This is a genomic window from Paractinoplanes atraurantiacus (assembly GCF_900215205.1).
GTDB lineage: Bacteria > Actinomycetota > Actinomycetes > Mycobacteriales > Micromonosporaceae > Actinoplanes > Actinoplanes atraurantiacus.
Genome location: NZ_OBDY01000007.1, coordinates 336,776 through 356,269, shown reverse-complemented (window position 1 = coordinate 356,269; position 19,494 = coordinate 336,776). Strand labels below are relative to the sequence as shown.

The 19,494-nt window shown below is 71.1% G+C and carries 18 protein-coding genes; 12 read left to right on the top strand and 6 right to left on the bottom strand.

From position 1 onward, the window contains the following. Nucleotides 1–194: 194 nt before the first annotated feature. On the top strand, nucleotides 195–1,466 hold the full coding sequence (locus CRP55_RS19495; RefSeq protein WP_097321509.1) for a hypothetical protein: 1,272 nt from the start codon (nucleotides 195–197) through the stop codon (nucleotides 1,464–1,466). A gap of 7 nt (nucleotides 1,467–1,473) precedes the next feature. Further along, complete coding sequence (locus CRP55_RS19490; protein WP_097321508.1) at nucleotides 1,474–2,457, top strand: TIGR03617 family F420-dependent LLM class oxidoreductase; 984 nt, start codon at nucleotides 1,474–1,476, stop codon at nucleotides 2,455–2,457. Here the strand turns inward: CRP55_RS19490 and CRP55_RS19485 are convergent. Continuing rightward, nucleotides 2,415–3,305 carry an alpha/beta hydrolase family protein gene (locus CRP55_RS19485; protein WP_097321507.1) on the bottom strand — a complete coding sequence of 297 codons (891 nt, stop codon included), beginning with the start codon at nucleotides 3,303–3,305 and terminating at the stop codon, nucleotides 2,415–2,417. The genes CRP55_RS19490 and CRP55_RS19485 overlap by 43 nt on opposite strands. A 195-nt stretch (nucleotides 3,306–3,500) precedes the next feature. Between CRP55_RS19485 and CRP55_RS19480 the strand changes: the two genes are divergently transcribed. Continuing rightward, entirely contained in the window at nucleotides 3,501–4,517 is a 1,017-nt protein-coding gene (locus CRP55_RS19480) for a sulfotransferase family protein (RefSeq protein WP_097321506.1), read from the top strand. Nucleotides 4,518–4,657: 140 nt separating this feature from the next. Here CRP55_RS19480 and CRP55_RS19475 read toward each other — a convergent pair whose 3' ends face one another. After that, complete coding sequence (locus CRP55_RS19475; RefSeq protein WP_097321505.1) at nucleotides 4,658–5,035, bottom strand: DUF427 domain-containing protein; 378 nt, start codon at nucleotides 5,033–5,035, stop codon at nucleotides 4,658–4,660. A 189-nt stretch (nucleotides 5,036–5,224) separates the two neighbouring features. Between CRP55_RS19475 and CRP55_RS19470 the strand changes: the two genes are divergently transcribed. The 5 genes from CRP55_RS19470 (at nucleotide 5,225) to CRP55_RS19450 (ending at nucleotide 9,385) form a co-directional block, all read left to right on the top strand. Beyond that, nucleotides 5,225–5,587: a hypothetical protein gene (locus CRP55_RS19470; RefSeq protein ID WP_097321504.1), complete on the top strand. Its 363-nt coding sequence runs from the start codon at nucleotides 5,225–5,227 to the stop codon at nucleotides 5,585–5,587. Between the two features lie 63 nt (nucleotides 5,588–5,650). After that, entirely contained in the window at nucleotides 5,651–6,115 is a 465-nt protein-coding gene (locus tag CRP55_RS19465; RefSeq protein ID WP_097321503.1) for an aminoacyl-tRNA deacylase, read from the top strand. 30 nt (nucleotides 6,116–6,145) lie between these two features. Next, nucleotides 6,146–6,508: a UBP-type zinc finger domain-containing protein gene (locus tag CRP55_RS19460; protein ID WP_245923169.1), complete on the top strand. Its 363-nt coding sequence runs from the start codon at nucleotides 6,146–6,148 to the stop codon at nucleotides 6,506–6,508. 56 nt (nucleotides 6,509–6,564) lie between these two features. After that, nucleotides 6,565–8,763, top strand: a complete 2,199-nt coding sequence (locus tag CRP55_RS19455; RefSeq protein ID WP_097321502.1) for a glycoside hydrolase family 9 protein — start codon at nucleotides 6,565–6,567, stop codon at nucleotides 8,761–8,763. Nucleotides 8,764–8,815: 52 nt separating this feature from the next. Next, nucleotides 8,816–9,385 (top strand): DUF2087 domain-containing protein, encoded by a 570-nt coding sequence (locus CRP55_RS19450; RefSeq protein ID WP_097321553.1) that lies wholly within the window; start codon nucleotides 8,816–8,818, stop codon nucleotides 9,383–9,385. Nucleotides 9,386–9,815: 430 nt separating this feature from the next. Here CRP55_RS19450 and CRP55_RS19445 read toward each other — a convergent pair whose 3' ends face one another. After that, nucleotides 9,816–10,313 (bottom strand): hemerythrin domain-containing protein, encoded by a 498-nt coding sequence (locus CRP55_RS19445; protein WP_097321501.1) that lies wholly within the window; start codon nucleotides 10,311–10,313, stop codon nucleotides 9,816–9,818. On the opposite strand from CRP55_RS19445, the gene CRP55_RS19440 reads away from it, so the two are divergent. The 3 genes from CRP55_RS19440 to CRP55_RS19430 all read left to right on the top strand — a co-directional run bounded on the left by CRP55_RS19440 (nucleotide 10,312) and on the right by CRP55_RS19430 (nucleotide 12,656). Next, on the top strand, nucleotides 10,312–10,836 hold the full coding sequence (locus tag CRP55_RS19440; protein ID WP_245923168.1) for a GNAT family N-acetyltransferase: 525 nt from the start codon (nucleotides 10,312–10,314) through the stop codon (nucleotides 10,834–10,836). The two genes, CRP55_RS19445 and CRP55_RS19440, sit on opposite strands and share 2 nt — an antisense overlap. Before the next feature lie 305 nt (nucleotides 10,837–11,141). Next, nucleotides 11,142–11,351 (top strand): hypothetical protein, encoded by a 210-nt coding sequence (locus tag CRP55_RS19435; RefSeq protein WP_097321499.1) that lies wholly within the window; start codon nucleotides 11,142–11,144, stop codon nucleotides 11,349–11,351. A gap of 27 nt (nucleotides 11,352–11,378) precedes the next feature. Next, entirely contained in the window at nucleotides 11,379–12,656 is a 1,278-nt protein-coding gene (locus tag CRP55_RS19430; protein ID WP_097321498.1) for a hypothetical protein, read from the top strand. Nucleotides 12,657–12,696: 40 nt separating this feature from the next. On the opposite strand, the gene CRP55_RS19425 is transcribed toward CRP55_RS19430, so the two are convergent. Both CRP55_RS19425 and CRP55_RS19420 read right to left on the bottom strand, forming a co-directional pair. After that, complete coding sequence (locus tag CRP55_RS19425; RefSeq protein WP_143234735.1) at nucleotides 12,697–13,983, bottom strand: NucA/NucB deoxyribonuclease domain-containing protein; 1,287 nt, start codon at nucleotides 13,981–13,983, stop codon at nucleotides 12,697–12,699. A gap of 479 nt (nucleotides 13,984–14,462) precedes the next feature. Further along, on the bottom strand, nucleotides 14,463–14,768 hold the full coding sequence (locus tag CRP55_RS19420) for a putative quinol monooxygenase (protein ID WP_097321496.1): 306 nt from the start codon (nucleotides 14,766–14,768) through the stop codon (nucleotides 14,463–14,465). 71 nt (nucleotides 14,769–14,839) lie between these two features. Here CRP55_RS19420 and CRP55_RS19415 point away from each other — a divergent pair, with 71 nt between their 5' ends. Beyond that, nucleotides 14,840–17,683 carry a helix-turn-helix transcriptional regulator gene (locus CRP55_RS19415; RefSeq protein WP_097321495.1) on the top strand — a complete coding sequence of 948 codons (2,844 nt, stop codon included), beginning with the start codon at nucleotides 14,840–14,842 and terminating at the stop codon, nucleotides 17,681–17,683. Here CRP55_RS19415 and CRP55_RS19410 read toward each other — a convergent pair. Continuing rightward, on the bottom strand, nucleotides 17,646–19,466 hold the full coding sequence (locus tag CRP55_RS19410) for a glycoside hydrolase family 15 protein (protein ID WP_097321494.1): 1,821 nt from the start codon (nucleotides 19,464–19,466) through the stop codon (nucleotides 17,646–17,648). The two genes, CRP55_RS19415 and CRP55_RS19410, sit on opposite strands and share 38 nt — an antisense overlap. Nucleotides 19,467–19,494: the final 28 nt, after the last annotated feature.

The following is a 19,494-nucleotide window of genomic DNA, read 5'->3' as shown; positions in this document are numbered from 1 at the left end:
CGGCGGCAACGGCCGTGACTTCACCCAGGACGGCGTGAAGCGGATCATGAGGCGGAGGAAGGAGAAGCCGGCACCCCGCTGCCGTGGGGCTGGGGAGAACAGCATCGCCCTCAGGGGTGAGCGATGGCGGCATGGCGGTGATGTCATGTGGCCGGTATAGATGTCCGTGCCCGCCATCTGCTTTGATCCCAGGCATGAGCCAGACCCGCAGCCGAGCCGCCTTCACCGCGTGCATCGCTGCCGGTGTGCTCCTTCTGACGCTGGGTGTCGTCACGTCGCGGCCCGATCCGGAGCAGGCCGCGATCGCGGCCGGTGCGGTGCCGCCGCGGCCGCCGGAGCCTTACGAGCGGGCCGTGGGTTCGCTGCGTGAGCAGTCGGCGGCGCTGCTGAGCGGCGACGAGCGGGCCTGGCTGGCCGCTGTCGCCCCGCCGCTGCACAAGCGCTACCGGGCCATGTTCCGGTCGTTGCGGGCCCTCGAGGTGACGCGGTTCGACTACGAGCCGGGGGTCGGCCGTCCGGTCGGCGGTGACCGGTCGGCCGTGGAGTTCCGGGTGGAGATCGCGTACTGCCTCGGCACCGACATGTGCCCGGGCCGTCCGGGCCCGCATTGGCAGCAGCCCCCGCGCGTCGAGCAGAGACTCATTCTCAAACCCTTGGGTCAGCGGTACGTCATCAGCACCGTCACCCCCGCGTCGGAGCCGCACCCGCGTCATCCGGCGCCGTGGGAGAACGGCGATCTGGCCGTGCTGCGTGGTTCGCGGGTGACTTTGCTGGCCGCGCCGGCCGAGCGTGCCCACCTGGCCCGGCTGTTGCCGGTGGCCGAGGCCGCCGCCCGCGCCGACGACCGGTTCGCGGCGCTGATGGGCACCCCGCAGGCGCGTTACCGGATCTATCTGGCCGGCGATCCGCAGTGGCGGTCCTGGTACGGCGGCGAGGAGAACGACTGGGCGGTCGGGCTGGCCGTGCCGTTGAACATGTACGCGACCGACGTGGTCCTGCGGATGAGCAAGCTCGAGGGCGACCCGCAGTTCCTGCGGGTCGCCCTGCAGCACGAGCTGGGTCATGTCGTCACGCTGTCCGGCGCCTACCGGGCCGACGCGGCCGCCGACACCTGGCTGTCCGAGGGCATCGCCGAATACATCGGCTGGTCGCCGCGGACGGCCGCCCGGAGCCTGCGCCGCGACAGTGTGCGGTGGCAGCTGCGGGCCGCCGCGCCGCGGTCGATGGTGCCGGTCAAGCCGGGGCCGGACGCGCCGGACCGGGCCGGTGACGCCTTCTACGGGCTGAGCCACTTCGCGGTCGACTGCATGGCCCAGCGCTACGGCGAGCGCAAGCTGTTCACTTTCGTACGGCTGGTGCTGACTCAGGACAACGAGTACGACCAGGCTGCCCGGGACGCGTACGGCGTGCCGTTCGCGGTGGTCGACAAGGCCTGTGTGAGCTGGATCCGGTCCCAGGTGCTATGAACAGATCATGCTGGTTGACTTCGCCGCCGACGTCGCGGCCACGCCCCTTCAGGTGGAGGCGGCCGCGGTCGCGGCGGAGCGGGACGGGTACGACGGGTTCGGCGCGGCCGAGACGCGCCACGACGTCTTCCCGGCGCTGACCCTGGCCGCGCGGGCGACCGAGCGGATCACCCTGCAGTCGGCGATCGCGGTGGCCTTCGCCCGCAACCCGATGAGTGTGGCCGTGCTCGCCAACGACCTGCAGCTCATCTCGTCCGGCCGGTTCCAGCTGGGGCTGGGCTCGCAGGTGCAGCCGCACATCGAGCGCCGCTTCGCGATGCCGTGGGGCCGGCCGGCCGCGCGCATGGAGGAGTTCGTGCGGGCGGTCCGCGCGATCTGGCACTCCTGGGCGACCGGCGATCGTCTGGCCTTCCGGGGCGAGTTCTACCGGCACACCTTGATGACCGACTTCTTCGACCCGGGCGAGAACCCGTACGGAAACCCTCCGATCTTGATCGCCGCCGTGGGGGAGCGGATGACGCGGGTCGCCGGCCGTGTGGGCGACGGGTTGCTCGTGCATCCGCTGACCAGTGCGGCCTATCTGCGGGAGCGCACCCGCCCGGCGCTGCGGGAGGCGCGCGGCGGCGATCTGGACGGCTTCTCGCTCGGTCTGTCGGCGATGGTGGTGCTCGGCGCCGACGAGGCGGCCCGTTCGCGAGCCGAGCAGGCGGTGAAGGGGCAGATCGCGTTCTACGCGTCCACGCCGGCCTACCGCCCGGTGCTGGAGCAGCACGGCTGGGGCGAGCTGGCCGATCAGCTCAACGGCCTGTCCCGGCGGCAGGCCTGGGCCGAGATGACCGCCCTGATCACCGATGACGTCCTGGACACGTTCGCGGTCGGGGGCGACGTCGGTAAGAACCTGCGGGAGCGGTTCGGCGGGCTGGTCGACCGGATCTCGCTCTACACGCCCTACGAGGTCGACCCGGCGCTGGTCCGGGCCGCCTGGAGCTGATCCTCGACGGTGCCGAGCGCGCCGGCCGACAGCGCGGGCACGCCGCCGTACAGCGACCAGCGCAGGAAACGCGCCCCGGCCGCGCTGAGCAGCGGGAACTCGGCCGTGCTGGTCTGGTGGCCGCCGGCGGTGAACGACAGCATGGCCCGTGACCAGGGCACCGCTTCGAAGACGGTGTGCCCGGCGGACCAGCTGACCGTGTCGTCCTTGCGGCCGTGCACGAACAGCATCGCGGCCGGCGGCCCGCCGAACGGGGTGGCCAGGAAGTCGGTGCCGGCCAGCACGATGCCGGCCTTGAGGCGCTCGTCGCGGTAGGCGCTGAACATGCCGGCGGTGGTGATGCCGCCCGCCGAGTGGCCGGCCGCGGCCATCCGGGAGGCGTCGATCCGCCCGTGCAGGGGCCCGGCCACCTTGTCCTGCCGGGCGATCTCGGTCAGCACGTGCGAGGCGTCCAGGGGCTGGTTGGCCACGTCGTACGCGTTGAACGAGGCCGTGCCGAGCGAGGTGTGCGGATAGAGCGGCGCCGCCACCACGACCCCGGTCAGGGCCCAGCTGATCAGCAGCGCCGCGTAGTCGTCGGGCTGCGACAGCATGCCGTGGCTGAACACGAGCACCGGATAGGGGCCGGTGCCGACCGAATACCAGACCCGGGTCGGCAGCGACCGGCCGTCGCGGGTGAAGGTGTAGTCGGCCCGCCCGACCGAGTTCACGCCGGCCGGCGGCGTGCCACCCGGCGGCTCGTACGCGGTGACCGCGCGCGGCGCCAGCGTGGACGTCTTGACCGAGGACAGGATCTGCGAGGCCGACTTCGTGCCCCGGCCGGCCGCGCCGGCTGCCGTGGCCCTCACGGCGACAGCCCCGGCCGCGAGGGACGCACCGAGCAGTATTGATCTTCTGCGCACTCGGGCCACGGTGCTTCGCGTTCCTGTGTCCCCGCCATGACGCCGCTGTGCGGCCGCTACCTGATTCACGAGCCGTGCCCAGGTCGACGGGTGATCGTTGCCGTAGGCGACGCTTTCTTCCAGACTGGGGTGATTTGTCCGATGCTCAGCGACCGTCCGATCTTCGTGGTGGGCTGCCCGCGATCCGGTACGACGATGCTCCAGCTCATGCTGCACGCGCACCCGCGGATCGCCCTGCCGCCGGAGAGCCGCTTCCTGCTCCCGGCCTATCAGCGCCGCCACGAGTTCGGCGACCTGCGCGAGGAGCACCGGCGGCGCGAGCTGGGCGCCTGGATCGTCACCACCGACAACTTCGGCGACCTCGGGCTCGAGGACGCCCGGGTGATCGACGCGATCGCCGGCGCCCCGCCCACGCTGGGCTCGGCCCTCGGCACGGTCTTCCGGCTCTACGCCGAGCGGTTCGGCAAACCGCGCTGGGGCGACAAGCGCCCCGCCTACCTGCGCCACCTGCCGCAGCTGCTGCGATTGTTCCCGGACGCGCAGATCATCGACATCGTGCGCGACGGCCGTGACTGCGTGGCCTCGCTCAAGGAGGCGCCCTGGGCCGCCGACTCGCTCGACCTGCTGATCGACATCTGGGCCCGCTCGGCCGACGCCTCGCTGCGCGCCGTCCGCGCCTACCGGCCCGACGTCTACCTGCGGACCCGCTACGAGGACCTGGTCGCCGACCCGGCGGCCGAGCTGCGCCGGATCTGCGACTTCCTCGGCGAGGATTACGACCCGGCGATGGCCCGGCCCGACCAGCTGGCGGCGGTGGCCGTGCCCTCGTACAAGACCTGGCACACCCGCACCCATCAAAGCGTGACCACCCAGCGGGTCCGCAGCTGGCGGCAGCGGCTGAGCGCCGAGGAGATCGTGCGGTGCGAGGCCGTCCTCGGCTCGCGGCTGGAGCGGTTCGGCTACGAGCCGTCGACCCGCACCGTCCCCACGCCCGGCGTGGTGGCGACCCGGGCCCTGCTCAGCGCCCGGGCCCGGCTGAGCCCGCTGCGGCAGCTGGCCGGCGACGCCCGGGGCGCCGTGCGGGCCGGCCACCGCGAGCCGGTCGTGGCCGCTCGGCTGACCAGCGGTCAGCTGGGCAGCCGACCCCTTTCGAGGTAACAGCGGCCCGGCTTGATCGCCAAGCCGGGCCGTACCGGATCTCCTTGATCCGTGTCGCTCATCCGCTTGCTCGCGCTCGTGCTCCTGCTCTCCGCCCTGCTGGGGGTGGGCCGGAGCGCGGCCGTGACGCTGGCTCCCGGTCAGTCCTCGATCGAGATCGAGTCGACCCGGTCGGGGTAGAACGCGACATGGTCCTTGATCTGGGCCACCGCCGGGCGCGGGTCGCGGTAGACCCAGATGGCGTCCACCGACTTCTCGCCCCCGGCCGGGATCGAGTAGTAGCTCGCGTCGCCCTTGTACGGGCAGTAGCTTCCGGTCGCGCTGTCGGCGAGCAGCGACTGGTCGACGTCCGCGAGCGGGATGTAGGCCACCGGCGGGTACGTCGACTCCTGCAGCGTGAGCGCGTTGTGGGTGTCGGCGACGACCTTGCCGGCGACGGTGACCACGATGTGCGCCGGGTTCGGCGTGATCGTGATCGGGTGGTCCGGTCCGGGTTCCAGGACGGGCTTGCCGGTCATGCGGAGCTCCTTCGCTCATGATCCATTCCCTGAGCACATTGTTTCTCGCTCCGCAGCCGATCGTCCAAAGTCCGGCCGGTCATCCAAGGCTTGTTCGCCCGAACGCCCCAAAGGCGGCCGTTGCCAGGTATGCGGCTTACGAGCGTGATGGCCTGTAGGCGAACACATCGGCTCGAGGAAGGGTGAGACATGAAAGCGGCAACGCGGATCCTGACACTCGTCGGACTGAGCCTGGTCACGGGCGTGACGATCGGTGCGGGTCCCGCACAGGCGGCCACGGCCGTCTCGTCCTCGCAGGGCGCGACCCAGACGACAGTGCGCCCGTGGCACGACGATGACGATGAAGATGTGGCCGGCTACTACGACAGCCGCCGCGAATGCGAGCGCGCCGGATGGCGTGGCGAGCGGCGTGGCTGGTGGGAGGACTCGGAGTGCGACTACGTCTGGCGTGGCCCGCACCGCGGTGACTGGAAGCTGACGGTCGACCGGGACGACGACGACCACCACGGTGGTCACCACCGGCCGTGGCGCGACGACAACCGTCGCAACTGAACGGGCGTATGACAGGCCACACTCGCTTCGGGTGTGGCCTGTTCGCTGTCTACGGTTGATCACATGACCAACCCCGCCGAATCCGCCGCCGCCGCGCTGGGCGTGCCCGCCAAGCTCCTGCGCCACGGTCCCGTCGCCAGCGTCGCCGAGGCCGCCCGGGCTCAGGGCGTGGAGATTCAGGACCTGGTCAAGACCTTGGTCGTACGCCGGGGCGACGGCGACTACGTGCTCGTGCTGGTGCCGGGCGACCGGTCGATCTCCTGGCCCAAGCTGCGCGCGCTGCTCGGCGTCAACCGCCTCTCGATGCCCAACGCCGAGGTCGCGCTGGCCGCCACCGGGTATGAGCGCGGCACCATCACCCCGTTCGGCGCCGCCGGCTCGTGGCCGGTCATCGCCGACGAGCGCACCCGTGGCCGCACGATCAACCTGGGCGCCGGCGAGCGCGGCGTGGGCCTGCAGGTCGCGGCGGACGAGGCGGTGGCCGCCCTGGGCGGGCAGTTCGCGGATGTGACGGACGATGCAGCCTAGTGCATGTGTTGCTCGGGTAGGTTGCTCCTCGTGACCAGCGAAGTGACGAACGAAGACCCGATCCAGCCCCACGTCCCGCCGTCCGGCACCGGCTGTGTCGAGTGCCTCGACGCCGCCGGTTGGTGGTTCCACCTGCGCCGCTGCGCCCAGTGCGGGCACATCGGCTGCTGCGACAGCTCGCCCTCGCAGCACGCGACCGCCCACTGGCGCGAGACCGGCCACCCGATCATCCAGTCGTTCGAGCCCGGCGAGGACTGGTTCTGGGACTACAGTACCGAGGAGGCCGGCAACGGCCCGCGCCTGGCCCCGGCCGACAGCCACCCGGCCGACCAGCCGGCCCCCGGCCCGGCCGGCGCCGTCCCCGACGACTGGAAGCGCCACCTGCACCGCTGACGGTTGTGTTGCGGGAGCGTTGACACAGCGTTACGACATCGATCAAGATGTTTGTCATGTCTCTGTGGGAGCGCTCCCGGATCATCGCCGTAGTAGCGGTGTCCGCATTATTCGTACCCGCGGTGCCCGCCTTCGCCGCGGAAGTGGAACAGGTCGTCAACGGCGGCTTCGACGGCACGGCCGACCCGTTCTGGTCGTCGTCCGGGCCCTTCACGCTGACCGGCGGCCGGGCCTGCGTCGACGTGCCCGGCGGCACAGTCAACAAGTGGGACGTCGCGGTCGGCCAGAACGACATCGACCTGGTCGCCGGTGAGACGTACCGGTTCTCCTTCGACGCGGGCGGCGACGCCGGCAAGGTGGTGCGCGCGATCGTCGGGCTCGGTGCCGACCCGTACACGACGTACTTCGAGCAGTCGCCCGCCCTCGGCGAGTTCCAGCACTACTCGTGGACCTTCACCGCCCCCGCCGACACCGCGATCGGCCAGGTGGCGTTCCAGCTCGGCGGCAGCCCCGATCCGTGGAACTTCTGCGTCGACAACGTGTCGCTGGTCGGCGGGGTGCCCCCCGAGGTGTACGTGCCGGACACCGGCCCGCGCGTGCGGGTCAACCAGGTGGCGTACCTCCCGGACGGTCCGAAAGCCGCCACCGTCGTGACCAGCGCGACCACCCCGGTGCCGTGGCAGCTCGCGAACGCCGCCGGCAAGGTCGTCGCCCGCGGCACCACCACGCCGCGCGGGGTCGACGTCTCGTCCGGGCAGAACGTGCAGACGATCGACTTCAGCCGCTACACCAAGCGCGGCACCGGATACACCCTGACGGCCGACGGTGAGACCAGCCGGCCCTTCGACATCGACGCGAAGGCGTACGACAAGCTCCGGACCGATGCTCTGAAGTTCTATTACACGCAGCGCAGCGGCATCGAGATCCGCGACGACCTGCGACCGGGTTACGGCCGTCCGGCCGGGCACGTCGACGTGGCGCCCAACCAGGGCGACGGCGCCGTGCCGTGCCAGCCCGGCGTCTGCGACTACACGCTGAACGTGCGCGGCGGCTGGTACGACGCCGGCGACCACGGCAAGTACGTCGTCAACGGTGGCATCTCGGTGTGGGAGGTGCTCAGCGCGTACGAGACCTTCTCCGCCCTTCGCAAGGTCGACCTGAACATCCCGGAAAGCGGCAACCGCACCCCCGACGTCCTCGACGAGGCCCGCTGGGAGCTCGACTTCCTGATGTCCATGCAGGTCCCGGCGGGCAAGCCGTACGCCGGCATGGCCCATCACAAGATCCACGACCAGGCCTGGACCGGACTGCCGCTGCTGCCGCACCTCGACCCGCAGCGCCGCGAGCTGCACCCGGTCTCGACCGCGGCGACCCTCAACCTGGCCGCCTCGGCCGCGCAGGCGGCCCGCGTCTACAAGAAGTACGACCGGGCCTTCGCGGCTCGCGCATTGGCCGCGGCCCGCACCGCGTACGCGGCGGCCAAGGCCAACCCGGTGAAGCTGGCGCCCGAGTCCGACGGGGTCGGCGGCGGCGCCTACAACGACACGAAGGTCACCGACGACTTCTACTGGGCGGCGGCCGAACTGTTCATCACCACGGGGGAGAAGCAGTACCAGGCGGACGTGCTCTCGTCGCCCGAGCACACCGCCGACGTGTTCGGCGCCGGCGCCTTCGACTGGGCCTCGACCGCCGCGGCGGGCCGGCTCGACCTGGCGCTGGTGCCGAACCGTCTCCCCGGCCTGGCCGCCGTCAAGGCGTCGGTGGTCCGGGGGGCGGAGAAATACCTGGCCATTCAAAGGCAGCAGCCGTACGGCGTTCCGTACGCCCCCGCCAACAACGCGTGGGACTGGGGCTCCAACAGCATCATCCTCAACAACATGGTGGTGCTGGCGGCGGGCTACGAGATCACCGGCCGGTCCGTCTACCGGAACGCGGTGCTGACCGGCCTGGACTACATGTTCGGCCGCAACGCCCTCAACCAGTCCTACGTGACCGGCTACGGCGAGGTCAGCTCCCACAACCAGCACAGCCGCTGGTACGCCCGCCAGCTCGACCCGGCCCTGCCCAACCCGCCGGTGGGCACCCTGGCCGGCGGTCCGAACAGCTCCATCCAGGACCCGTACGCCCAGAGCAAGCTGACGGGATGCGTGGCCCAGTTCTGCTACATCGACGACATCCAGAGCTGGTCCACGAACGAGCTCACCATCAACTGGAACGCCCCGCTGGCCTGGATCTCGGCCTTCGTCGCGTCCTGACACACGGTTAATGGGGTCGCGCGGCACGCCGCGCGGCCCCTACCGTGACGGGATGTCCGCCGACGCCGCCCGCGCGGCCGAAATGCTCGCCCAGCTCGCCGTCCCGCAGCGCCTGGCGGCCTACGCCGAGCTGATCCGCCGGGGCCCCGAGGGCGCCACGATCGCCGAGCTGGCCTTCACCATCGACGTCCCGGTCCAGAAAGCCGGCGAGACCCTGGCCCGCCTGGTCGGCGCCGGCTTGGCCACCGGCACCGGAAACGGCGTCTACCGAGCCGACGCGAGCGCGTTGCGCGAGGCCGCCTCAGCGGTGGACGCCCTGCAACCGATAGCCCCGCTGCTGCGCCACTACCCCCAGCTGAGAGGCAATTTCGCCCACGGCCGCCTGACGACCCTGCCACCCACACTGGGCGAACGCTACGAGCTGATAGGCGAGCTGTTCGCCCGCTTCCTGGCCTTGGACGGCCTCTACGACGAGGACCACATCAACACCCGCCTCGCCCAGGTGACCGACGATGTAGCGGGCGTCCGCCGCATGCTGGTCGAGACGGGTTGGCTGGAACGAGACCGAGCAGGCACGACGTACGGCCCCGGCCGCCCGCTACCGGCTCAGCCGACCCCGTGACCGCCGAACGGGCCCACATCCCGGCCCGTCAGCCGATCTGGCAGTCACGACGGCGGCGACACCATTGCGCGCTGTAGGGGCTTGACGCGACGTCCTTTGGGGGCGATATGGGGTGTCTCGGCGCGCTACTGGTACCGCCCGGCTTCTTGATGATGTTGTCGGCAGTGCTCTTCCCCAGCAACCAAGATCCTCATCCCATCGCGTCGCTCGGTTGCCTCGTCCTGATCGCCGGACTGATGCTCATCGTGCTGGGACGCGTCCTCGGCGCACGTCGCAGGCGGGTGGCGGAGGAGACGAACCGGCGCCGTATGGGTGCGGGCTGGCGACCCTGCCCTATCTGCCGCGGCTCCGGGCAGGTCGTGGTGCGCTATGTCCCACCCTCACCCAACGGCGGCGGGGGCTACAACGTCATGGGAAGGTGCGGCACCTGCTATGGGCACGGATGGTTCAGCCCGTCCCTGCCCGGCACGCCGCCTCCTTTGTGATCGGATCGCAGGGCGGCGCGGACCTTGTCGACGGTGTCCCAGTCGGTGCCGCTCAGGGTGGTCAGGGCGGCGGGGAAGACGCCGTCCTGTTCCTTGAGGATGTGGTCTCGCAGGAGGTCCAGGGTCTCGATCAGGCGGGTGGGCCATGCCGGGTCGGTGGGTGTGCCGTGTGCGGCCTCGGCCAGGACGGATTCCACGAGGCGGTGTTCGGACTCCAAGGCGCTGATCTGGTCGGGGAAGTCGTCGGCCAGCAAGGGAAAGAGGCCATGCTCTTCCACCTCGGTGTGTGGGGCCAGCACGCCGGCGATGTCGCGGGCCAGGGCGGCCATGCGGTCGGTGTCCTCGGCGGTGCGGACGGCGCTGATCAGACCGACGACGGTGTCGTGCTCGCGGGTCAGGTCCTCGATGGCGCTTACCGACTGGCAGCCGCAGTATTCGCACATGGCACGCTCTTCCCGATGGGAGACAGTGATGGAGGACTTCCGGCTCACCGAGCGGCTCCGCCTCGAACCGGTCGCGGAACGGCACGCCGGCGACCTGCTGGCCCTCTACCGGGATCCGGCCGTGGCCGAGTGGTACGGCGAATGGACGCGCGAGCAGATCGAGGCCGAGGTGGCACGGATGGCCGCGCACTGGCGCGACGACGGCGTACACAAGTGGATGGCGTACGAGCGAACGTCCGGCGACCTCGTGGGCCGCGGTGGTCTGTCCCGCCAGCGCGTGGACGGCGTCGACCGGCTCGAGGTGGGCTGGGTTCTGCACCGCCGTTTCTGGGGTCAGGGCTACGCGACGGAGATCGGCCGGGCGGCGCTGTCCTTCGCCTTCGATGAACTGGGCGCCCGGGAGGTCGTGTCGTTCACGGAGGTTCACAATCTGCGCTCCCGGGCCGTGATGGAACGGCTCGGCTTCCACTACAGCAAGGAGATCAGCGTGGGCGGGGAGCCGTTCGCCCTCTACGTCCTGTAGCGCGCCGGGCCGCGGCTTCGAGCGCGGCCACGGCGGACAGCGCGGCCGCGGTCGCCAGCGGCAGCGAGACCACATAGCCCGCGGCGATCCAGTGGCGTTTCATCAGTGCCTCCTCGTCTCACGGTGACACCTTCAGCGAACTCCTTCGCGCCGGGGGCGGGCAGAGGCGTTCGGCCCTACAAAGAGGCCGCGCAGCCGCGTTGTCTGTAGGGGTGCCCACTACTGAGATTTCTCCGGTCAGGTGCGGCCGCCGGGAGATCGGCGCCTATGTCACCGGCCCGCAAGGCGCGAGGTTCGTACCCGCCTTGGACGTCACGGCTCTGGCGGCCGCAACCGCCGTGGCCGTGGCCGGCGTCGCGATCGCCGTTGCCGCACGCCGCCGCCCCGCCATCGGCTCGGTCACCATGGGCCCGGGCGGCTGGGTGAGCCTGAAACGAGCCGCCCAGCCCCCGTTGCGGGAGAAGCGGCCGTGGTGGGCTCACCTGCTGCGAGCTCACCGCCTCGTCGCCTCCTGAGCCGCGGGGGGTTGCTACCGTGCGCTCATGACGCCGGAGGAACGCGGAAAGCGTGTCAGCGGGCTGGTCTTCGCCGCGGTCACCGGGGCACTGGCCGGGGCCGCTTTGTCGGGTCGCCGACCTGGTCGTGGGGCGGCGTTCGGGGCGGCCGCGCTGATCGCCACCGAGGCCGTGTCGCGGGCCCGTCAGAAGCCCGGCGAGATTCCGGCGTGGTGGTCGCGTGTGGTCATGAGCGGCGCCCTGGCCGCGCAGGCCGGATGGCTGGGCGGCCGGCTCACCGGCGCCGGCCCGGTGGCGGTGGGCGCCGCGGCGGGCGCGGTCGCCGGCGCGCTGGGGATGCGGCCGCAGAAGGTGGCGCTCGGCCCTGCCGCCGGAGCAGCCGCCGGCGCCGCCTGGCGTCTGGCCGCCGGCCGTGAGGCCCCGCCGGCCGCCGTGGCGGCCACCGCGGTGGTCGGCTACCGCGCTCTGGCCGCCCTGCTCTTCCGCGACCCCCAGGTGGGTCTGCTCGCCGAGCGGGTGCGGCCCGAGGAGCTGCCTTTCGTCGTCCCGCTGGAGGCGCGTTCCGGCTACGTGGGCACCGGCTACGTCCGGGAGCTGGCCGAAGCGCTGGGCGGCACCTACCAGCCCGACGCCGCCGACGTGGGCATCGTCGCCTCACTGGACGACCTGGCCGGCCCTCAGTTCGACCCGGCCGGCGTCGACCCGCTGGTGCGCGAGTTCTACGAGCACACCACCCGTTTCCGCCTCGACATCGTCCCCGAGTGGCGTCTCTGGGTGCGCCCCGGCTACCTGCTCTACCGCACCTTCGTCGCCCGCCCGCTGGGCCAGGCCAACGTCCCGATGAACCAGCGCGAGACCCTGCGCGGCGTCCGCAGCCGCATCGACACCATCACCCCCGAAGATTCAGACCTCATTGGCGTACGGGGTTGGATCCGCTCCTTCGCCGACACCGACGAGCCCATCTACGTGGGCATCTACACCACGTACAGGCATGACGACCGTGGTTACGTGAGCGTCGGTTTCCCCGTACCCCAAGGCAATTTCACCGCGACCCTCCTGCCCGAGCCCCGCCCCGGCGGCGGCCTGGTGCTCACCAGCCGCAGCCCGCTGCCCCACCCAGGCCACTACTTGACCTTCATCGATCCCGAGACCCGCGACCTGACCACGTTGACCGTCCACGGCTTCGCCGAACAGCTGGACGTCTACGTCAAGAACGGCGAACTACGAGCCGACCACGCGTTTTCCCTCTACGGCTTCCCGTTCCTGGTCCTGCACTACACGATCCACCGCAAGTCACGTTCGTGAAGCCCGGGCGCGGGCGATATCTCCCGCGCCCGGGCCGGATTCAGCTCACGATGCGTACATAGAAATCGTCGCCGTCGATGATGCGGTCATAGCCCATGAATATGCCGAGTCGCGTTCCGGCTTCTTCATTGTCGTCGGCGTCGAGGGCTCTGGCCGAGAACATTCCGTAGGGCACATTTTCGTACTCGTGCCGAGCCGCGCCCTGATAGGTCGAGGAGAAGGGATATTCGTCGCAGTCCTGGTTGCGATCGGGATAACCGGGCCATTCGGCCCGGCACACAGGAATGGCGAATCTATCGCGGTTCGCGTCTCGCCGTACGGTGTCGTGGTAGAGCCGCGTCAGCGGGTCCTGCGCGGACGCTCCGGGAATGTGCTTGTCGGGGACGGTCGGCTTGGTCGAGGCCGGGTCCAGCTGGGCCTGCTCGATGTGGGCTGCCGTCTCGTCGACCTCGGTGTCGGACTTGCTGTAGCTCATCCACGGAACGGTGCGGTCGAAGATCGACCCCTCGCCGGTCGTGAGGTACCACGCGGAGTCGAAGCGCACACTAGTCTCGGGCTTGCTCGACTCGGTGGTGGGGCGGCCGCGGAACGTAAAGGCGCCGGTGCCGAGGAAGACGCCGAAGGCTAGCTGTTCACCGTGCTCCGGCCGCGGCTCGTCGGCATCGGACCAGAAGTTCAGGTCGACCTCGGGATCGGCGATCCACTCGATCGGGCTGCGCTCCATGCTCTCGGTCCGCGGCGTGCACGAGCTGCTGCTCGGGGCGCCGGCGCAGTCGATCCGGTAGGCGAACCTGCCCCGCCAGGCCGAGTCGGACACGGTGATCTCGTCGAGCACCACGCGGAAGTCCGCGGCCCGCGACCCGTTGTAGGCCTCACCGAGCAGCGTGACCCGCGTCTGGAAGATGCCGAGCGGGACGCAGACCACCCCGATGCACCGGCGCTCGATGGCCAGGAAGGTGCCGATGTGACAGTACGAGAAGTGGTTCTTGATCCAGCCCTGAGGTTGCGTCGCCAGGTCGGCGTGCTCCCGGCACTCGGCGGGCGAGATCGGATCGTCGGACAGCACCCGCCCCGGCGCGGGCGCGGTGGCGAAGACTCCGCTCGGCCGTCCGTAGGTCGACCCGCTCTTGCGAGCCAACTCGGCCGCCTCGGCTCGCGTCGTCACCCGCGGCGAGCCGGCCTGGTTCGGCGTGAAGCCCATCTTGGACAGGTCACCGTCGGCCGGCACCCGCCCCGTGAAGTGACCTCGAGAATCAAACCATTGAGGCCCACTGATGTACGCCGTGTCGACAGTGACCGTGCCGGCCGGCGCCGCACTCGCGGTCACCGGAACACCCAACGCCGAAACAACCAGGATCAGGACACAGAAAACCCTTGTTCTACCTCTCATTTCAATCCCCCGTGTGGATAGGTCTGAGTAATCACGTGCAGCACGCTCAGCTCAGTGTCGACGCGACGCTATCAAGGCCGCGATATTGATCGCAATGCCACATTCCGATGCTGACATGAGCGCAGCCAATGGAAATGTTCTATCCCGTTTCCGCGTGATCAATTAATGAGAGAGGTGAATGCCGCCCGGAGGACTCGGCGGGCCCAATCGGCGACGACGTCACGATCGGTGTGTGGCGGCTCGCCCGGATCCAGGCGCAGCTCCTCGACCTCGGACAGGCCGAGTACTTCGCCGACGACGAGGCCGATGGGTCTTGAAGCCCTCAACACGATCTGGCCGTGGCGCTCGAAGGCGTCAGTGAGGGGTGGCTGCGTACACCTGGTACTACCCGGCCGCGGCTGGGCGCTCCGTCATCTTCACGGTTGACCAGTGAGGCCGCCCCGGACCTCGGTCTCCTGAGTGAAGAACTCGCCCGTGAGCAACGGCATGGCCTGGGCGATGGCGGCCCGTGCCTCGGGCAGCTTCAGGGAGTCGTCGTGATGCTGTTTCGACTCCCAGACCTCGCTCACCCAGATCGTGACGTCGTCGGTGGTGGCGGCGGCGACCACGTAAAGGTGGCAACCCGCCGTCCTCAGGCCGTCGGCACCGCCGGTGAGGATGTCGATGACCTCGTCGCGGTGGCCGGGCCTAGCCTTCATGGAGGCGATGTATCCGTACGGCATTGCGTCATCCTCACACGTTGCGCGATCAAGGAAACGGCGGCGGGTACGCTCCCCGGCGGGAGGATGATCACGTGGCTGGCGGCAGGCTGCACGGGCGCAGGCGTGAACGGGAGACGTTCGATCGGCTGCTGCGCGACATCGAGGCCGGGAACAGCCGTGCCCTGGTGCTGCGGGGTGAGGCCGGTGTCGGCAAGACGGCCCTGCTCGACTACCTCGCGGAGCAGGCCGGGCCGGGTGTGCGGACCACCCGGGCGGCGGGGGTCGAGCTCGAGTCGGAGATCGCCTATTCGGCGTTGCAGCAGCTGTGTGCGCCTCTGCTGGGGTCGCTCGACCGGCTCCCGGAGCATCAGCGGGAGGCCATCGCGACCGCGTTCGGGCTGAGCGCGGGCAGCCCGCCGGAGCCGCTGCTGGTGGGGCTGGCGGTGCTCGGGTTGCTGGCCGAGAGCGCGGGCGAGCAGCCGCTGGTGGCGATCGTCGACGACGTGCAGTGGCTCGACCGCATGTCCGAGGTGATCCTGACTTTCGTCGCCCGTCGGCTCGGGGCGGAGTCGGTGGCGCTGATCTTCTCGGTGCGGTCGCCGGGCGACGAGCGGATCCTGGCCGGGCTGCCCGAGCTGCCGGTGGGTGGGTTGCCCGACGCCGAGGCGCGCCGGCTGCTCGACTCCGTTCTTCCCGGGCCGGTCGATTCGCGCGTACGGGACCGGATCGTCCTCGAGACGCGCGGGAACCCGCTCGCTCTGCTGGAACTGCCCAAGGGTTTGACGCCGGCCGAGCTGGCCTTCGGGTTCGGCGGGCTGAACACGGCCCCGCTCGCCGGCCGGGTCGAGGAGACGTTCCGGCGGCGGATCGCCGCCCTGCCCGCCGAGACGCGCAAGGTGCTGCTGGCCGCCGCCGTCGAGCCGGTCGGTGACGTGCCGCTGCTGTGGCGGGCCCTGCAACGGCTCGGCATCGGGCTGGAGGCGGCCGCGCCGGCCGAGTCCGCCCAGCTCATCGACCTCAACCGGCGGGTCCGGTTCCCGCATCCGCTGGTCCGCTCGGCCGCCTGGCGGGCCGGGCACGCCGACGACCTGCGCGACGTGCACCGGGCGCTGGCCGAGGCCACCGACCCGGGGGAGGACCCGGACCGGCGTGCCTGGCACCGGGCGCACGCGGTCTCCGGCCCCGACGAGGAGGTCGCCGCCGAGCTGGAGAGCTCGGCCGGCCGCGCGCTGGCCCGGGGCGGCCGCTCCGCCGCGGCGGCGTTCCTCGAACGGGCGGCCGAGCTCACCGTCGACCCGGGCCGCCGGGCCGGCCTGCTCATCTCCGCCGCGCAGGCGCACGCCGACGCCGGCTCGTTCGGTCAGGTGCCCGAGCTGCTGGCGGTGGCCGAGATGACCCACCTCGACGCCCTGCAACACGCCCGCGTGGAACGCCTCCGCGCCCACCTGGCCCTCATCCTCAACCCGGGCCGCGCCGCCGGCCCACCGTTGCTCGCGGCCGCCCGCCGCCTGCGCGACCTCGACCCGGCCGCCGCCCGCGAGACCTACCTGGCCGCCGTCGGCGCCGCCCTGCACGCCGGCCGCCTCGACGACACCTTCCTCCGCGAGGTCGCCCGAGCCGCGGCCACCGAAGCGCCCACCGCCGGCGCGCCCCGATCCGCGCTCACAGCCCAACCCGGCGACGCGCCGGCCATCGAAGCGCCCGCCGCCCAACCCGCGGACGCCGCCGAACCAGCTGCCGGTGCGGCGCCGGGTCACGGAGCTGCGGCGGGCGGTGAGGACGCCGCTGGGCTGCTGCTCGAGGGGATCACGGCCTGGATCCTGGACGGGTACGCGGCGGCCGCGCCGGCCCTGAATCGGGCGCTGGACCGGCTGATGGAGAAGCCTGAGCCGGGGCTTCTCTGGCTGGCGGCGCCGGTCGCGCACGAGATGTTCCGGCACGACGCCTGGGATCCGATCACCGAGCAGGCGCTGCACGCCGCGCGGGAGACCGGGTCGCTCTCCCTGCTGCCCACCGCGCTGGCCTTCCGGTCGGGGATCCTGCTCTACATGGGCCGGCTGGCCGACGCCGCCAGCCTCACCGACGAGGCCGGGGCGCTGCGGCAGGCCCTGGGCAGCGCGCTTCAACCCTCGGCCTCGGTCACCCTCGCTGCCTATCGGGGCATTCAGCCGTACGCCGGGGAGCTCGCCGACGAGGTGATCCGCGATGCCGCCGCGCGGTCGGAAGGGCGGTCGCTCGGCGTGGCCGGCTTCGGCCGGGCCGCGCTGGCCAATGGGCTCGGCGACTTCGAGACCGCGTACCGGGCGGCCAAGGAAGCCGCTGAATACCCGGATCTCGCCGTCTACGCCTGGACTCTGAGCGAGCTCGTCGAGGCGGCCGCCCGCGCCGGGCACGCGGAGGAGGCGGCCGGCGCGGCCGAGCGGCTGGCCGAGCGCACCGCGATCGCCGGCACCGACTGGGCCCTCGGCGTGCAGGCCGTCGCCGACGCGCTCACCGGGCCGCCGGGCGAGGTGGAGGGCCGGTTCCGGCGGGCGCTCGAGCATTTCGCCGCCGCCGGAGGGGGCATGCAGGCCGCCCGCACCCATCTGCTGCTGGGGGAGTGGCTGCGCCGGGAGAACCGGCGCACCGAGGCGCGCGGTGAGCTGCGGGAGGCGTACGAGGCCTTCACGTCCATGGGTGCCGAGGCGTTCGCCGGCCGGGCCGCCCGTGAGTTGGCGGCCGCCGGTGAGACCGTACGGCGGAAAGCCTCCGAGACCGAGCGCAAGCTGACCGCCCAGGAAGAGCAGATCGTGCGCCTGGCCATGGCCGGGCGCACCAACGCCGAGATCGGCGGCGCGCTCTTCCTCAGTCCCCGTACCGTCGAATGGCATTTGCGCAAGGTCTTCACCAAGCTCGGCATCACTTCCCGTCGGGAGCTGGCTTCAGCCCTTCCGTGACGCGGGCCTCGGTCGGGGCCAGGGCCGCCGTCAGCGTGCGGGCCGTGTCGATCAGCGGGACGTGGCTGAACGCCTGCGGGAAGTTGCCGACGAGGCGGCCGGCGTCCGTGTCGTACTCCTCGGAAAGCAGGCCCACGTCGTTGCGCAACGCCAGCAGGCGGCCGAAGGTCTCCCGCGCCTCCTCCTGGCGGCCCATCAGCGCGTAGTTGTCGGCCAGCCAGAACGTACAGGCCAGGAACGCGCCCTCGCCCGGCGGCAGGCCGTCGACGTCCGTGTCGTGATGCTGGGTGTAGCGCTGCACGAAGCCGTCGACCAGCAGGTTCTCCTCGATCGCGGCGACCGTGCCCACGACCCGCTCGTCGTCGGCGGGCAGGAAGCCGACCAGCGGCACCATGAGCAACGCGGCGTCGAGCTCGTCGGAGCCGTAGTACTGCGTGAACGTGCGCCGTTTTTTGTCGTATCCCTTCGCCAGAATCTCCGCATGAATCTCGTCGCGCAGCTTCACCCATCGCTTCAGGGGGCCGGGCAGGCCGAAATCCTTCACCGCCCGGACCGCGCGGTCGGCCGCCACCCAGGCCATCAACTTCGAGTGCACGAACTGCTTGGGCCCGCCCCGGACCTCCCAGATGCCCTCGTCGGGGTCGCGCCAGTGTTCCTCGACAAACTGCATCAGCTTGCACTGCAGCTCCCACGCCGGGTCGGTCACCTTCAGGCCGGCCCGCCGATCCTGGTGCAGGGCGTCCATCACCTCGCCGTAGACGTCGAGCTGGAACTGCTCGGCGGCGGCGTTGCCGATCCGTACGGGATTGCCGTCGTAACCGGTGAGCCACGTGGCCACGTACTCGTCGATGCGGCGCTCGCCGGCCACCCCGTACATGATCTGAAGCTCGGCGGGGTTGCCCGCAATGGCCCGCAGCAGCCATTTGCGCCAGGCCGCCGCCTCGCTCTGAAACCCCGAGTAGAGCAGCGACTGCAGCGTGATGGTGGCGTCGCGCAGCCAGCAGAAACGGTAGTCCCAGTTGCGGACGCCGCCGAGTTTCTCGGGCAGGGAGGTGGTGGCCGCGGCGACGATGCCGCCCGTCGGGGCGTATGTCAAAGCCTTCAAAGTCAGCAGCGAGCGTACGACGGCGTCGCGCCACTCGCCCTCGTAGGTGCACGCGGAGATCCAGCCCCGCCAATACCCTTCGGTGACGCCCAGCTCCTTGACCGGGTCGACCGGCTCGGGCGGCGGCAGGTGCGACGGCCGCCAGGTCAGCACGAACGGCACGGTCTCGCCCGGCCCGACCGTGAACTCGGCCCGGGTGGCCATGTTCTCGCCGCGCGTCTCCACCGGCGTGCGCAGCCAGGCCGCGTCCGGGCCGGCCACCGCGACCAGATCGCCCTGCTCCTGGTACACCCACGGCACCACCTGCCCGTAATCGAAACGCAGCCGCAGCACCATCGTCATGTCCACGCGCCCGCGCACGCCGGTGACGATCCGGACGACCGACGGCGCCTCGGTGTCGCGCGGCGGCATGAAATCGGTCAGGCGCACCACGCCGTCCGCGGTCTCGAACTCCGTCTCCAGCACCAGCGTCTCGTCGACGTAACGCCGCCGGACGGTGAAATCGCCCTGGGGCGCGATGCTCCAGTGCCCGTTCTCCTCGTCGCCCAGCAGCGCCGCGAAGATCGCCCCGGAGTCGAAGCGTGGCACGCACAGCCAGTCGATGGTGCCGTTGCGCCCCACGAGCGCGGCCGTCTGCGTGTCCGCGATGATCGCGTAGTCCTCGATCGGCAGTGCCATAGTCGGTGTGCATACCCGCGTGCGCCCG

What these genes read in the sequence shown, in the direction of transcription:
- CRP55_RS19450 (WP_097321553.1), top strand. Translation starts at nt 8,816, where the DNA reads ATGTCCGCCGACGCCGCCCGCGCGGCCGAAATGCTCGCCCAGCTCGCC.
- CRP55_RS19420 (WP_097321496.1), bottom strand. Translation starts at nt 14,768, where the DNA reads ATGCCGTACGGATACATCGCCTCCATGAAGGCTAGGCCCGGCCACCGC.
- CRP55_RS19490 (WP_097321508.1), top strand. Translation starts at nt 1,474, where the DNA reads ATGCTGGTTGACTTCGCCGCCGACGTCGCGGCCACGCCCCTTCAGGTG.
- CRP55_RS19470 (WP_097321504.1), top strand. Translation starts at nt 5,225, where the DNA reads ATGAAAGCGGCAACGCGGATCCTGACACTCGTCGGACTGAGCCTGGTC.
- CRP55_RS19475 (WP_097321505.1), bottom strand. Translation starts at nt 5,035, where the DNA reads ATGACCGGCAAGCCCGTCCTGGAACCCGGACCGGACCACCCGATCACG.
- CRP55_RS19455 (WP_097321502.1), top strand. Translation starts at nt 6,565, where the DNA reads ATGTCTCTGTGGGAGCGCTCCCGGATCATCGCCGTAGTAGCGGTGTCC.
- CRP55_RS19410 (WP_097321494.1), bottom strand. Translation starts at nt 19,466, where the DNA reads ATGGCACTGCCGATCGAGGACTACGCGATCATCGCGGACACGCAGACG.
- CRP55_RS19465 (WP_097321503.1), top strand. Translation starts at nt 5,651, where the DNA reads ATGACCAACCCCGCCGAATCCGCCGCCGCCGCGCTGGGCGTGCCCGCC.
- CRP55_RS19440 (WP_245923168.1), top strand. Translation starts at nt 10,312, where the DNA reads ATGGCACGCTCTTCCCGATGGGAGACAGTGATGGAGGACTTCCGGCTC.
- CRP55_RS19495 (WP_097321509.1), top strand. Translation starts at nt 195, where the DNA reads ATGAGCCAGACCCGCAGCCGAGCCGCCTTCACCGCGTGCATCGCTGCC.
- CRP55_RS19430 (WP_097321498.1), top strand. Translation starts at nt 11,379, where the DNA reads ATGACGCCGGAGGAACGCGGAAAGCGTGTCAGCGGGCTGGTCTTCGCC.
- CRP55_RS19445 (WP_097321501.1), bottom strand. Translation starts at nt 10,313, where the DNA reads ATGTGCGAATACTGCGGCTGCCAGTCGGTAAGCGCCATCGAGGACCTG.
- CRP55_RS19480 (WP_097321506.1), top strand. Translation starts at nt 3,501, where the DNA reads ATGCTCAGCGACCGTCCGATCTTCGTGGTGGGCTGCCCGCGATCCGGT.